The organism is Eximiradius sp. (assembly GCA_937127445.1).
Lineage (GTDB): Bacteria > Bacteroidota > Ignavibacteria > Kapaibacteriales > UBA2268 > JAKIZO01.
Map to the genome: position 1 here is coordinate 66,076 of CAKZLY010000007.1, position 13,513 is coordinate 79,588.

Genomic DNA, 13,513 nt, shown 5'->3' on the forward strand with positions numbered 1-13,513 from the left:
ACTTGTGAAAGGATGAAACAAAATTTATAAAGACAATGGTTGAGAATATGGTAATTTATTTACAAGTATTCAGCAGCAAGTAAGCTCCTTTATCAAAGAATAGAAGAAAAAAAATATAAGTTTTTTTACTAAAAACAAGACTTTGGCACAGTTTTTAAATGGGGTTTTATCCCTTTTTTGAGAGAAGTGAGGTTTAACAAGATTATTGAGGAGAAAGAATTGGAACAGATGCTTGAAAGAAGTATTTCATTGTTTCCGGAGATGGAAATTACTAATAAATCTAAATTCAATAATCATTTGCCGGAAACAACGGATAAAAGAGCAACTGAATTATGGAATAAATGTTTAGAGTTCATTGAAGACAACGTTGATAAGCAAGTGTTTGCAACCTGGTTCAAACCAATTAGAGCAAAGAAATGGAGCGATGAGAAGCTTACAATATTGGTTCCAAGCCAATGGTTTTACGAATGGATTGAGACACATTATTATGATTTATTGCAGAAAACGATTGAGAAAATAATTGGGGAAGATGCAAAATTACAATACGAAGTAGTAGTCGAGGAAAGCAAAAAAGCATCCGAAAGCAAGACTATACTACTGCCGGGATTAAAATATCCAATTAATAATATAGTTAAGCAAGAAAAACCTTTTAACAGTAATTTAAATTCAAGGTATGCATTTGAAAATTTCGTTGTGGGCGATTGCAACCAATTAGCATACTCAGCTGCAATGGCAGTGAGTAACGCACCAGGCGAAACAAGATTTAATCCACTATTTATTTACGGTGGAACGGGACTTGGCAAAACTCATATAATTCAAGCAATAGGTAATAAAATTGTAAGAGAGCATCCTAATAAAAAGGTATTATATACAAACAGCGAACGCTTTACAATTGATTTTATCAATGCAATACAGAATAACAAAATTCACGAGTTTGCAGCGTTGTATAGAGAAGTTGACGTACTAATAGTTGATGATATACAATTTTTGACAGGAAAAGAGAAAACACAAGACCATTTTTTCCATACTTTTAATGACCTTTATCAATCTAAAAAGCAATTAATTTTTGCAAGCGACCGTTCCCCAAAGGAGTTGACTGACATTGATGCAAGATTGATTTCGAGATTTCAGTGGGGGCTAATTGCTGATATACATCAACCAGATTTTGAGACCCGGCTCGCAATAATTAAAAGAAAAAGCGAAGACGAGGGAATTGATATACCACTGAACGTGCTTGAATTTATTGCCGGCAACGTTAAATCAAGTGTTCGAGAGTTAGAAGGTGCATTAATTGGATTATTAGCAAAAATTACATTTGATAAGAGAGAACTCTCTATTGACTTAGCAAAAGAAGTAATTTTCGGGAGCTCAGATTTTGAAGATAATGCATTGATTAGCATTGATGAGATAAAGAAAGCGGTATCGAGTAAATTAAAAATATCAATTGAGTTAATGGAATCGAAAGTTAGAAAGCACGAAGTTGCTTTTGCTCGTCAAATGGCGATTTTTCTTGCAAAGCAGTTTACGGATTTATCATTGAAACAAATTGGAGCATCGTTTGGTGGACGGGACCATTCAACAGTTTTGCACTCTTGCCAAGCAATTGAAAACTATTTAGCAACGGATAGAAGTGTAAAGAAAATTTACGAAGAATTGGTAAATCAATTTAAGAGATAACTACGAGTTTTACGGAAAAAATAATAGACATGTTTTTCTTCCGCACACCATCGGAAGAGGACGATTATCAAGAGCCGAAGATCACGGTCGGAGCAATAGTTTTTGGAGCACTACTAAGAAGTGCAGTGCTTATTTTACTTTCTTTTTTTGGGGTAGAATATCTTGATATGAAAGGAATGTGGTGGATAACAGCATTTCTTGTATGGTTTTTGGCAATATATCCTGCTTATAAACAATACGAACAATATCAGAAGCGCATAGTTAATTTCCAAAAAGATACATTGTGCGGAAAGTGTAAACATTTTGAGCCATCGAGCCAGTTGTGCAAAATATTAGATGTGCATGTAACGCGAAACGAGCCCCCGTGCGAAGGTGAAATGTGGGAGCCCATTTTCTTTTGATGATTAAGATTATTTTAGTTCATCCATTGTAAAAAGAGAAATCAATTCAATATTGTTATCCTTCAAATGCTCTTTGCCACCTGATTGTCTGTCAATCACACAGATAGCAGAGTTTACAATAGCCCCAAGATTTCTCAAATCATTGGTAGAAATAACAACCTGACCACCAGAGGTAATAACATCTTCGACTATTAGAAGGCGCTTATTGTATATATCGAGCCCTTCGGCTAATTTGCAGGTACCATATTTTTTTGCTTCTTTGCGAACAAAAACAACGGGAATGCCTGTCCTAAGCGATAAAGCAGTAGCTATTGGTATCCCACCCATTTCTAATGCAGCTAAATAATCAATATTATCAGGAATAAGTTCAGACATAAATTGAGCGATAGAAGCAAGCAGTTCAGGTTGAGACTCGAAGCGATATTTGTCGAAATATTCGTTGCTAATTTTGCCTGATCGCAAAACGAAGCTGCCTGTTATATAAGCAGCATTATATATTCTTTTAGCTAATTCTTTCTTTTCCATATTTTTTTATAGGATATATCTACTTAAATCGCTATTATCAACAATGTTATTTAGATTTTTTCTAACCAGTTCAGCATCAATAACAATACTACTCTCTGATAGATTATCAGGGGCATTGAACAAAATGTCTTCGAGCAAAGTAGTCATAATTGTATGAAGTCGGCGGGCGCCTATATTGGTAATTTGTTCATTGACGCGAGCAGCAATCGATGCGATTTCGTGAATGGCGCTATCATCGAAGATAAGCTCGATATTTTCGGCAGCAGCAAGTGCTTTATATTGTTTAATTAATGCATTTTCGGGGACAGTAAGGATTTTGATAAAGTCTTCTTCTGTTAAGCTTTTCAGTTCAACGCGGATTGGGAAACGTCCTTGCAGCTCAGGGACTAAATCGGATGGTTTAGAAACGTGGAAGGCACCCGAAGCAATGAAGAGAATGTGTTGAGTATGCACTTGCCCATAGCGGGTATTGACGGTACAGCCCTCGACTATTGGTAAGAGGTCGCGTTGAACACCTTCGCGACTAACTTCGGGACCGTGTCCGCCCGAGCCTCGGGAAGCGATTTTATCTATTTCGTCAATGAAAATAATACCGTTATTTTCAGCTTTTTGAAGTGCTTCACGAATTACAGCATCCATATCGATCAATTTTTCAGCTTCTTCTTTTTGCAGTACTTTTTTAGCATCAGCAATTTTAAGGCGTCTTTTCTTGCTTTTTTTGGGCATCATGCTGCCGAAAAGGTCCTGCAAGTTCATTCCCATTTCGTCCAAACCGATTGGGCCCAAAATTTGCATTGAGGGAACTTGGTCGACGACAACATCAATTTCAATATGGCGTTCATCGAGAGTGCCACGACGAAGCATTTCACGAAAATGTTCACGAGTTCGGTGATTTTCTTCTATTTCAGTGTCGGTAGCAGTATCAAAAGAAGGACCTCTTGTGATTGGCGGGATTAAAATATCGAGAATTCTATTTTCAGCAAGGACTTGTGCTTCGTTGAGTTTTTCTTTTGTTTTTTCCTCGCGAACCATTGCAACAGAACGTTCCACAAGGTCGCGGACCATAGATTCGACGTCGCGTCCGACGTAACCAATTTCGGTGAATTTAGTAGCCTCGACTTTGACAAATGGAGCGCCGGCAAGTTTAGCAAGGCGTCGAGCAATTTCAGTTTTACCAACACCGGTTGGACCTATCATAATAATATTGTTTGGATTAATTTCTTCTTTGATTTTATCCTGAACGCGTTGGCGACGCCAGCGATTACGCAAGGCAATAGCAACGGCTTTTTTGGCAGCATCCTGACCGATTACATATTTATCGAGTTCGGCAACAATTTGCCTTGGAGTTAGATAACTATCAGATATATTTGTTTCGTTTTGTTGCAATGATAATTCGTTTTGATTCATAATATAAAAGCTCAATAATTAAACATACAATTATAATTCTTCGATGGTAATAGCAAGATTAGTATAAATACAAATATTACCAGCAATTTTTAAAGATTCTTCCACAATATCACGAGCAGAAAGATTAGAGTGTTTGATTAGTGCTTGCGCTGAGGAGAGTGCATATGGACCACCAGAGCCAATTGCAAGGATGTTATCCTCGGGCTGAATAACGTCACCTGTTCCACTAATAAGCAATGCTTCAGTGTTTGTCATAACAGCAAGCATAGCTTCGAGACGTCGCAAATAGCGGTCTGTGCGCCAATCTTTGGCAAGTTCGATTGATGCGCGGTATAAATTCCCGCGATGGGATTCAATTTTTTCCTCAAAACGTTGGAGCAAAGTAAAAGCATCTGCAGTAGCACCAGCAAAACCGCAAAGAATAGAGTTGTTGTATATTTTTCTAACTTTTCTTGCATTATGTTTTAAGACAGTATTTCCGAAGGTAACTTGACCATCTGAACCCATAGCGCAACGTCCATCGCGAATTACGCCAATTACTGTTGTTGAACGTAAATTATTATTTTGCATAGTTCCTCCTATTCATATCTACGTTTAAATGGTTTGAACCAAATTTCACCAACGCTAATTTCAACAAAAAGCCTACCGAAATATTCATTTATCAGGTAATCATTTGCTTTACCGCGATTGCCCAAGACGATGGCAACATCTAAGATACCACCGCTGCCGAGGGGGATTTCGCCACCGAAACTAACTCCCAATTCTTTAATGTCCTGGTTGTTAATCTTATAGTAAAGTTTTTGATAATAAAATCCAGCTTTGTAATTAATTCTATCTAATAAATCAGAAAAACGGCTTGTATTACCGTAGCGAATTGCACCAAGTGATAATTTATAAGCATCGGTAAATTCTGAGTTACTTATTGGGTTATAACCAAAATCTTTGAATTTCATCATCATAAAATCGGATGAAAATAGAAATTTCCCAGTTTTATAGGACAATCCGATACCATATTGAGATGGAAATTCTTCGATGAAAGAGGATTTAATAATTGTGTCTGTAATAACAGATGATGAAAACTGTGTTTCACGTTTGAACTTAATATCATCAACAAATTCATAAAATGCTCCGATGTGCAAATTTTCGTAATTGTAATATGCGCCTAAACGGGCACCCCAAGAAGTTGCATAATCTGATTTTATTACTTCGTAGTTGTAAGAATAGTAATCATCGAATTCAGTATAAACCGAATTTTTTATTGGTCCAAAAATCGCGAATGTAGATGCTCCGATTGATAAATTATCAATAACTTTTGCAGAAGCACCTAAATATGCACTTGATAACCCGCCACTACCTTGAAAAGTATTTTTTCCTGTTTGAGTGAGCCCGTCTTTTTCTATTGTAAATTTATTCGAAACCAAATAATTTATGTTTGAGTATGAATGCAATCCGAAACTAACTGAAATTCCCAATGATCTATCGATATTGAATAGTGTGAAAAGTCCGCTGATTTTGCCGTTATTTTGAAGAAGTGTTTCATCGGAAGTTTCATTGAAATGTTGATTAAAATTGTATCCTAAAAGGATGCGAGTGGAAGAAGCAACAGACCACATTGCAGGATTTTTTACATTTATGCTGTTTTCTGCGGGTACAGAAATAAAAGTAGAGCCAATTGCCTGATAAGCTGCATTAGTAGATGGGAAAAGGTCGCCTATGCCAATGGATGAATAGTTCGACCCGCCTTGTGAAAATGACTTATAAGGTATAATTGCAACCAGCAAAAGAAAAATATATTTAATTTTCATTGTTTATTAATCCTTTTTTTTAAGGACTGAGTAAATTACAATCAATTTAGGTCTTTTTGTTGAATCTGGTTCATTTGAAGTATAGAAAGAAAATTTATTTAATCTATATTGGCTTGTCGAGTTTTCAAAATTCACGGAGAGCGAGCCTTTGCCACTATTTCTATTCCAGTAGCTTAGAAGAGAAGTTAAAGAATAAACTTTGAAAACATCATTGCCGGTGTTTCTAATACCATAATAATAATATTTGGGAGATTTTTTGTTTATCTCGTCTGTTTCGTTTTCATAATAATCAAGTCGGATAATTGTATCGAGCGCAATATTCGCGGAAAAGCATTTGCTTCTGTCTATTGGTAAATGAAGTTCAGCTTTGTGAATACCAGCAAATTTAGGGATAGAAGTAATATCGAAATATAATCGGGGCTTATAACAGATTGCACCTTGCAAAGTAAGTCGATTGTCGTCTAACTTATTATCTGTTATGGAGAAATTCTTTTCCATTGCAGATTCCAAATATAGAGTATCAACTTTTTTTGATTTAGTATTGTTGAAGATGACGCGGACGAATGGTGCAAGACGAGAATGCGAACCCGAACCATAGAACTGACTGATAATTTTGGAATCATCGTTTGGAATTATAGAAATGCCCCATATTGTATCTTTTTTTTCAGATTGTTTTTTGAACCAGTCGAGTAATAAAGACTTATCGAAATCAACAATTACTTTTTCCATAGTGTCTTTTCTTGGGACCGAACCAGAGAAAGTAGCCATTGGAGTATGCTTCTGGAACTTTTTCTGGAAGAAATCTTCGGCTGATGTTTCGATTACCCACATACTTGTATTTTCGTAAACGCTAAAAGATAGGTAGTTTGAACTAATAGTATCACCAAGAGCATATCTTGCGGGTTGTAAATTCAGTGCACATTCTATTATATCATTTTCTGTAACATAGGTAAGAGTATCCGGTATTTTTGAGAATCGGATTACGACTCCTGATTTTATCCCGTTGGCTACACCAATTAGAGAAAAACCGGGATTAACATAATTGAGCGGCAAAAAATATGTTTCTTCTTTTTCAATGAGAGGATATTCGAAGCTATTAATTGCATAAAGTTCCACAGTATCCTGAACGAGCGAAAATCCCAGAGGAGTAGGAGCTTCATTGCAGGAGAACATCGCGAAAGCTAAAAGTATAAATGTATAGGCAAGATTTTGACGTTTCATAATCTTATGTTTAAGCATTTTGTTCTTTCATAATGTTTCTATAAATCTCATCGTATTGAAGTGCAGAATTTTGCCAGGAATAGTTTTTGCTCATATTTCGTTCGATTAAATCATATAATTTATTTTTGTCAGCATAAAGATTAAATGCACGTTTGAAAGCGTTTGCAAAATCTTCAACATTATAATTTTTGAATACGATTGAATTACCGTTTTCCTGGCTTTCATCAATATCGATAGCAGTATCGACAAATCCGCCGCTGTAACAAACAATAGGAATGCTGCCGTAAGCGAGCGAATAAAGCATATTCAAGCCAAACGGTTCGTTTGCAGCAGGAAGTAGGAAGAAGTCGGAACCAGCTTCAATTTGATGAGCGAGAGCTTCATCCATACTGAATATTACTTTAATTTTTTTGCTGTATTTTTTGGCTAATTTTTCGAGTTGTTTTTGAATTTCTGCGTCACCAAGTCCAAGAATAACCAGTTGGAAATCTTTACGAATAATTTCAGGGATAGTTTCCAAAAGCAAGCCAATCCCTTTAGAGTTATCAAGTTTGCTAATGATTGCAAAAATTGGCTTTTTGGGGTCGAATTCGAGCCCAACCTTATTGCACAATTCAACTTTATTATTGTATTTGAAATCCTGAGTATTTCCATCGAACTTGGAATGAATATAATAATCGTAAGATGGGTTCCAAGTAAATTGCTCAATTCCGTTTAAAATACCTTTAAATTTGCTGTTGTATTCCTTGAAAACTGAATTCAGACCGTTGGTATATTCTTTGTCTGTAAGCAAGATTTTTGCGTAACTTGGGCTCACAGTGGTAACAAAGTTGGAATAAATTAATCCAGCTTTGAAAAGGTTAAGCATATTTTTATGTTTGAATGAAGAGATGTAGTCTTTTGGCAAACCAGTATTCGAGAATTCGCTTATTGGGACTGCGGGGTGCCCTTGTAAGTTATGAATTGTAAGCACGGTGCGAGTTTTCTTAAATTTGTTAGGGAATAATAGCTTCAAATAAGCAGGAATAATTGCAGTATGCCAGTCATTACAGTGAATAATATCCGGGAACCAACCGAGGATTAGGCAAGTTTCAACAACGGAACGTGAAAAATATAGAAAACGGTCAAAATTATCTTCGAATAATTTCCAATCGGCTAAATTATGGTAAATACCTTTGCGTGAATCGAAAAATTCGTAGTTTGTTGTAATATAAGCCTGAACCTTGTAACGCGGGTTGGAAAGCGAAGAACTCTTCACAGTAGCCGGGAAAGATTGCTCACCAATCGAAATTGGGATATCACGCAATCTGTTGATTTCGTGAATTTTGTTCTTACGTTCCGAAACATTACCATATTTCGGTGTCATAACACGAATATCGTGTCCTAATTCCCTCATTGCAAGTGAATAAGAATAAGCGAAATCGCCTATTCCTGATTCTTTTGCATAGGGATAAATTTCACTGGTAACGAACAATATACTTAAAGGTTTTGCCATTTTATTTTTGCAAATAACGAATATACAAGTTACAAAATTAATTAAAGTTATTGACAATTAAAAAGTTTATTTGATTTTATAAAAACAGAATAGATTATTTAAAAAGAAAGAGATTATTTATTGGATTGGATTAGAATTGATTGAGCAAGTGATGTGTTCATAATAATGATAAATATCAATAAGTTCTGAAAGTATCATAGCGGTTGCCCCCCAGAGGACTTCCGATTTATTCAAATCCCAGCAGGGGATTTCAATTGTTTCGCCGAAAAATTGTCTTTCTTGCGAAATTATATTTTCTTTTCGGACCAAATATGAAAATGGGACTTCGATTATTTCCTCAACTTCACTTTTGTTTATTTTCCAATCATCAAAATTTGTAACACCAACAAAAGGATAAATAAGCGAATTAGATGGAGGAACATAAAGTTCAGAGAGAGAGGCTAAAACTTCAATTTCTTTGGAGGGTGTTCCTATTTCTTCGAATGTTTCACGGAGTGCAGCATCGAGAGGAGTTTCGTTCTCTTCTATTTGACCACCGGGAAAGCTAATTTGCCCGCTATGAGATTTAAGGTTTTGGCTACGAAGAGTAAGCAATATGTTGAAATCATTTAAATTCATAGGTTTAAGCAAAATCATTACGGCGCTTTTTCTGATATTTTTGCCGTTAGGAGTAAAAGTTCTGAATGGAGTTCCATTTTTCTTCGGAGCTAATTTTATATGTGAGTTTAATCCGAATAATTTGTTATTGTTTTTTATAAACTCAATGAAATTTGCATTTTCATTTTTCATTATTAATAGTATCTGATTTTTACTAATTTTATGTATTAATAATTGCGAAAAGAAAGACGTATTAATGAGGATTTCCTTTTACCTAATAATATTGCTACTATTGTTTCAAGATGTGTTAATTGCTGAAAATAATGAGATTATCGAGTATAAGTATTTAAGAAACAGGAAATTCAACGACTCTTATCTTGATTTATTTTTTAAAACGACACCAACAGGATTGCCGTCGAGTTGGCTTTTTGCGGACGAAAACTTTATTTATAAAAAGACCACCAGTCTTGAATTAATTCCAATAAACAGAACTAAACTTTCTCGCTATCCTTACTTTGCATTCGAAGGAGTTCCGATTTACAATTTAGAAGACGGTGGTATAGATATATCGAAATTTGTGTTGTTGCCCAGTTTTTTTTATATTGAGCAAGAAAGAGCCGACAGCAGCCGGTTCCCAACAATCTCAGACTTCAACAATATTATTTCCGATACAAATTTGAGGAAAAGTTCGACGAGTGCAACTATCGGGGCAGGGAATCAGCAGGGTAACTTGTCGGGGAACGTATTTGTAACTCACAAACAATTTAAATACTTTGTTTCGGGTAGTTTTCTCAACTCACCAGGTATTACTGTTTCAAACAAAATTCCATCTGATGTAAGAACTCGATTAAATTATTTAAAAAATTCTGATTTTACGCAAGGGAACTTATTTGCAAAAATATATTTCGATAATGGCATTTCTCAGGTAGGTTTGAATTCATATTTCGTAGGCGGGAATAAATCCATTCCACCTATTATTGATAGTGCTGATAAATACTTGAAATATCCTAATTTTAATAATTTAATATTAAGTTTGGACTTCAACACAAAATTTGACGAAGGAATAATACTTTCAGGTAATTTGTTTTACAATAATAGATATTCGAAAAAAAGTGTCTTCGACGACAGTTTATATTTGTCGCAAAGATTGCCTAACTCGAGAAATGAAATTTATTACGGTTATAATTATGGTAGTATAATTGCGGTTAAAACAAATTTATTCGATGTAGTTTCAACAAATATATTAGCAATTGCGTATATACGAGACATTTATAATAATAAAATCGAGAAATATTCAATCAAGAACAGGTTCGAATCAGAGAATTTACAAATAAGTATCAGGCAGCCGTTTTATTACGGTAATTTCTCTGTTTTTCCAACGGCAAGATATATTATACAGAAGCCAATATATTCAAATAGTTATTTTTCTCAACGTACTTTTAAAGGGATTGACTACAGGATAGACATAAATTACAATTATTCGCCTGATTTGCTGCTTTTCGCGGGCGCTTCGAGTGAGAATAGCATAATAGCCAACGAAGTAATTTTCAACAGCAAATCAATTGACTTTGAAACTGAATTATTTTCGAACATTGGTTTTAGAGTTAGGACGCCCGATTATGAATTAACAACAAAAGCATTTTATTCTGTTTTGAATAATATTATAGAATTTGACGAAGCGAAAAGAAATTTTTACAACAACCAAAAATCTATTGATAGCAAAGGTATCGACGTAAATTTAAAAATTTATTCTGATTTTGGATATATTCTAATAAATTATACATATAATGATTTGAGTAGATTGGTTAATTTTCCAACAAAATCAAAGCATATCGGCGAGATAAAGATATACAATACATACGGTATCGGTTTGCGATGGATGCTCGAAGTCGAATATTTTTCGAATGATTATAATTTGACCGAAAATGTTAATAATTTGGGCGTGAAAAATTTATTTCTAATGAATTTTCGAATGGGATATAAAATCATCAAAGAAAATGAAATCTTTGCTGCGGCATATAATTTTCTTAACTCAAAATATTTTGTGTCGCAAACTTTGCCTGGAACAGGATTTAGTTTTTTTGTTGGATTGCACATTCATCTATAAGTTTTGTAAAATTTTGCATTAATATTATCGTTATATATTTAAATTTTTTTCAATTTTAATTGAGAAGTGATGAAAGTTATTGCATTTAATGCGAGTCCTAATAAAGAAGCAGGAACAACCGCACTAATACTCAATCCATTTTTGAAAGGGATGGCCGAAGAAGGTGCTGAAATTGAGTTGAAATATATATATGATTTGAAAATCGAGCCGTGCCGTGAATGCACAAAAAATATTAATTTCGAACCGGATTTAGATTGTAAAATAGACGATGATTTAAAAGATCTGTATCCATTGATGAATGATGCTGATTTATGGATTTTTGCTTCGCCAAATTATCTCAATAGCGTTACTTCTGGTTTGAAAAATCTTTTCGACAGATTAGAACCTTTGTTTGTCCCACCACATATTTACGAAAACAATGCTTGCCACGAAAAAATAAGGAGTTCGCTCACCAAACGGATAACGCCCGGAAAAGTGCTTCTAATTTCTACTTGTGGGCTATGGGGAATAGAAAACTTTGATGCAATAATCGAGCAAACAAGAGCTGTTGCAGATATGCTCGGACGAGAATATTTGCCACCAATTTTGAGACCGCATTCGGGGGTGCTTACAACGCTTACAAATCTCGGCAAGCCTGCAAGCGATATTTATGATGCAGCAGAAAGAGCAGGTCGGCAGCTTATAAAGCAAGGATTTATTGACGAAGGATTGATTAATTATATTTCGAGAGAGTTAGTGCCGAAGGATTCATTTTTACATGAATTATCGTTGCTTGTTAAATAACATTTGTAAAAATAAAAAAAATGCAGTAATTTTGTAATCTAATGCTCTGCGCCGGTAGCTCAGCTGGATAGAGCATCAGCCTTCTAAGCTGAGGGTCACTGGTTCGAATCCAGTCCGGCGTGCAAAGGAAAAAGGGACAATGTCCCTTTTTTTTTTGTTTTATACGAGATATCCTACATTAAATATACCAATTCTGTTTAATTGTCCGACTGCAAGATTTTTCTACTCATATATTTTGATAATTCAAATAAATCTAAGATGTCAAAAACAAGAAGAAATTCCAGCGTTATAATAATCAGTAGAAAAAAAGAGGCTGCCTTGTGGGGCAGCCTCTTTGAGCATTATTGTAAGAATAACTTATTGTTTGTACCAGTCAGTTCCATCTGAAACAAGCGTGATCATATCACCATCTAAAATAGTAATTGATAGAGGAGTTACACTAACAGTATTACCGGTTTTATTTATAATATAAAGTATTTGGCCAGGAGCGCCTGATGGAAGAGCGCTAATAGCATTAGTACTATTATTAGTAAGCTTAATTACAGATGCGTAGCCGTAATTGGTTAAGTCTACGTTTGTACCTGTAGGACCTTCAGTGTAAGATAATACAACACGACCTGAAAGCACCTGAATAGCAGTAGAGTTATCGGTCATATCATCATTTGTAACTAAAATTGCAGGGTTAATAGGAGATTCGTTTTGAGCAACGACTGCACGACCTTCTTTAGAACCAAAGTAAGCAGCGTCGTCATTGTTGGTGCTCGGAGTATTATCGATAATCATTAAATATCCAGACCTATTGAGTGAGTCAGAATTATTTGTAATTTGTATTTTAGCAACAGGAATTACTCCAGGTCCAAAATTTGCAAATATATGAGACTTTTCATCACTTATATCAAGTCTACCAGTAACTCTCAATGCCCAAGGGTTCACTGTATCCGTGTTTGTAACGTGGAGAGCAGGATACAAACCTGAATTATTAGAAACAGTTACAGCATTAGCATTGTCAGTTGTAAACGAAGCGCCTTTGCCGGTTCCACTGCTGCTTGTAACGCTAAGCATAAAATCATTGAATGTTGTATTTGTATTCGTTAAGCTAACAAATGGATTAGTTAAAGTACTAGAGCTAACAACCAATTTACTATTGATGCCAAGGTTAATATCACCATTGCTAACTTCGACACCACCATTAACTTCGACAGCAGGAACAGGACCGGTAGATGTTACAGAAAGAGCAGGACGTGTGTTGTCGTTCTGGATTTGAACATTAACATCGGAAGTTGAAGAACCGATTGTAACATCAGCATTAAAAGTAGAAGCAGCCTGAAAAGTAGAAGCAGCCTGAACAGTAAGGGCATCAGTTGCTGCATTGCCGATTGTCAAATTATTGTCAAATGACCAGTTTCCAGTAATATTAGTATTTGCATTTTTTGCAGCTAACCACACTGGATCTGTTTCTGCAACAGGGATATCGCTTAGAAGTGCGATAGTGCCA

12 protein-coding genes and 1 tRNA gene are annotated in these 13,513 nt (G+C 35.2%); 5 read left to right on the forward strand and 8 right to left on the reverse strand.

The window, feature by feature from the left end:
• The first annotated feature begins 228 nt into the window (after nucleotides 1-228).
• Both dnaA and AC6QZF_RS01790 read left to right on the forward strand, forming a co-directional pair.
• Nucleotides 229-1,677 carry a chromosomal replication initiator protein DnaA gene (dnaA, locus tag AC6QZF_RS01785; RefSeq protein ID WP_499798181.1) on the forward strand — a complete coding sequence of 483 codons (1,449 nt, stop codon included), beginning with the start codon at nucleotides 229-231 and terminating at the stop codon, nucleotides 1,675-1,677.
• Nucleotides 1,678-1,706: 29 nt separating this feature from the next.
• The gene (locus AC6QZF_RS01790) at nucleotides 1,707-2,078 is read left to right on the forward strand and encodes a hypothetical protein (RefSeq protein WP_499798170.1); all 372 of its coding nucleotides are present in this window, start codon (nucleotides 1,707-1,709) and stop codon (nucleotides 2,076-2,078) included.
• Between the two features lie 9 nt (nucleotides 2,079-2,087).
• Here AC6QZF_RS01790 and pyrE read toward each other — a convergent pair whose 3' ends face one another.
• From pyrE to AC6QZF_RS01825, 7 genes are all read right to left on the reverse strand, one after another.
• Entirely contained in the window at nucleotides 2,088-2,603 is a 516-nt protein-coding gene (gene pyrE, locus AC6QZF_RS01795) for an orotate phosphoribosyltransferase (RefSeq protein WP_499798171.1), read from the reverse strand.
• 6 nt (nucleotides 2,604-2,609) lie between these two features.
• The gene (gene hslU, locus AC6QZF_RS01800) at nucleotides 2,610-4,010 is read right to left on the reverse strand and encodes an ATP-dependent protease ATPase subunit HslU (protein ID WP_499798172.1); all 1,401 of its coding nucleotides are present in this window, start codon (nucleotides 4,008-4,010) and stop codon (nucleotides 2,610-2,612) included.
• Between the two features lie 30 nt (nucleotides 4,011-4,040).
• Nucleotides 4,041-4,580: an ATP-dependent protease subunit HslV gene (gene hslV, locus AC6QZF_RS01805; protein WP_499798173.1), complete on the reverse strand. Its 540-nt coding sequence runs from the start codon at nucleotides 4,578-4,580 to the stop codon at nucleotides 4,041-4,043.
• Nucleotides 4,581-4,588: 8 nt separating this feature from the next.
• Nucleotides 4,589-5,815 carry a BamG-related protein gene (locus AC6QZF_RS01810; protein WP_499798174.1) on the reverse strand — a complete coding sequence of 409 codons (1,227 nt, stop codon included), beginning with the start codon at nucleotides 5,813-5,815 and terminating at the stop codon, nucleotides 4,589-4,591.
• 6 nt (nucleotides 5,816-5,821) lie between these two features.
• Nucleotides 5,822-7,054: a hypothetical protein gene (locus AC6QZF_RS01815; protein WP_499798175.1), complete on the reverse strand. Its 1,233-nt coding sequence runs from the start codon at nucleotides 7,052-7,054 to the stop codon at nucleotides 5,822-5,824.
• Entirely contained in the window at nucleotides 7,047-8,531 is a 1,485-nt protein-coding gene (locus AC6QZF_RS01820) for a glycogen synthase (protein WP_499798176.1), read from the reverse strand. Before AC6QZF_RS01820 ends, AC6QZF_RS01815 begins: the two co-directional genes overlap by 8 nt.
• A gap of 117 nt (nucleotides 8,532-8,648) precedes the next feature.
• Nucleotides 8,649-9,320 (reverse strand): NUDIX hydrolase, encoded by a 672-nt coding sequence (locus AC6QZF_RS01825; protein ID WP_499798177.1) that lies wholly within the window; start codon nucleotides 9,318-9,320, stop codon nucleotides 8,649-8,651.
• 91 nt (nucleotides 9,321-9,411) lie between these two features.
• Between AC6QZF_RS01825 and AC6QZF_RS01830 the strand changes: the two genes are divergently transcribed.
• From AC6QZF_RS01830 to AC6QZF_RS01840, 3 genes are all read left to right on the forward strand, one after another.
• Entirely contained in the window at nucleotides 9,412-11,235 is a 1,824-nt protein-coding gene (locus tag AC6QZF_RS01830; protein WP_499798178.1) for a TonB-dependent receptor, read from the forward strand.
• Nucleotides 11,236-11,304: 69 nt separating this feature from the next.
• A complete protein-coding gene (locus AC6QZF_RS01835) occupies nucleotides 11,305-12,018 on the forward strand; it encodes a flavodoxin family protein (RefSeq protein ID WP_499798179.1) in 714 nt (237 codons plus the stop codon).
• A 48-nt stretch (nucleotides 12,019-12,066) separates the two neighbouring features.
• Nucleotides 12,067-12,140: transfer RNA gene (locus AC6QZF_RS01840), tRNA-Arg, on the forward strand.
• 235 nt (nucleotides 12,141-12,375) lie between these two features.
• Here the strand turns inward: AC6QZF_RS01840 and AC6QZF_RS01845 are convergent.
• A partial coding sequence (locus AC6QZF_RS01845) for a hypothetical protein (RefSeq protein WP_499798180.1) occupies nucleotides 12,376-13,513 on the reverse strand: 1,138 nt, incomplete at its 5' end.

Coding starts and splice junctions, on each gene's coding strand:
- AC6QZF_RS01815 (WP_499798175.1), bottom strand. CDS start 7,054: ATGCTTAAACATAAGATTATGAAACGTCAAAATCTTGCCTATACATTT.
- AC6QZF_RS01820 (WP_499798176.1), bottom strand. CDS start 8,531: ATGGCAAAACCTTTAAGTATATTGTTCGTTACCAGTGAAATTTATCCC.
- hslU (WP_499798172.1), bottom strand. CDS start 4,010: ATGAATCAAAACGAATTATCATTGCAACAAAACGAAACAAATATATCT.
- AC6QZF_RS01790 (WP_499798170.1), top strand. CDS start 1,707: ATGTTTTTCTTCCGCACACCATCGGAAGAGGACGATTATCAAGAGCCG.
- hslV (WP_499798173.1), bottom strand. CDS start 4,580: ATGCAAAATAATAATTTACGTTCAACAACAGTAATTGGCGTAATTCGC.
- dnaA (WP_499798181.1), top strand. CDS start 229: ATGCTTGAAAGAAGTATTTCATTGTTTCCGGAGATGGAAATTACTAAT.
- AC6QZF_RS01825 (WP_499798177.1), bottom strand. CDS start 9,320: ATGAAAAATGAAAATGCAAATTTCATTGAGTTTATAAAAAACAATAAC.
- AC6QZF_RS01835 (WP_499798179.1), top strand. CDS start 11,305: ATGAAAGTTATTGCATTTAATGCGAGTCCTAATAAAGAAGCAGGAACA.
- AC6QZF_RS01810 (WP_499798174.1), bottom strand. CDS start 5,815: ATGAAAATTAAATATATTTTTCTTTTGCTGGTTGCAATTATACCTTAT.
- pyrE (WP_499798171.1), bottom strand. CDS start 2,603: ATGGAAAAGAAAGAATTAGCTAAAAGAATATATAATGCTGCTTATATA.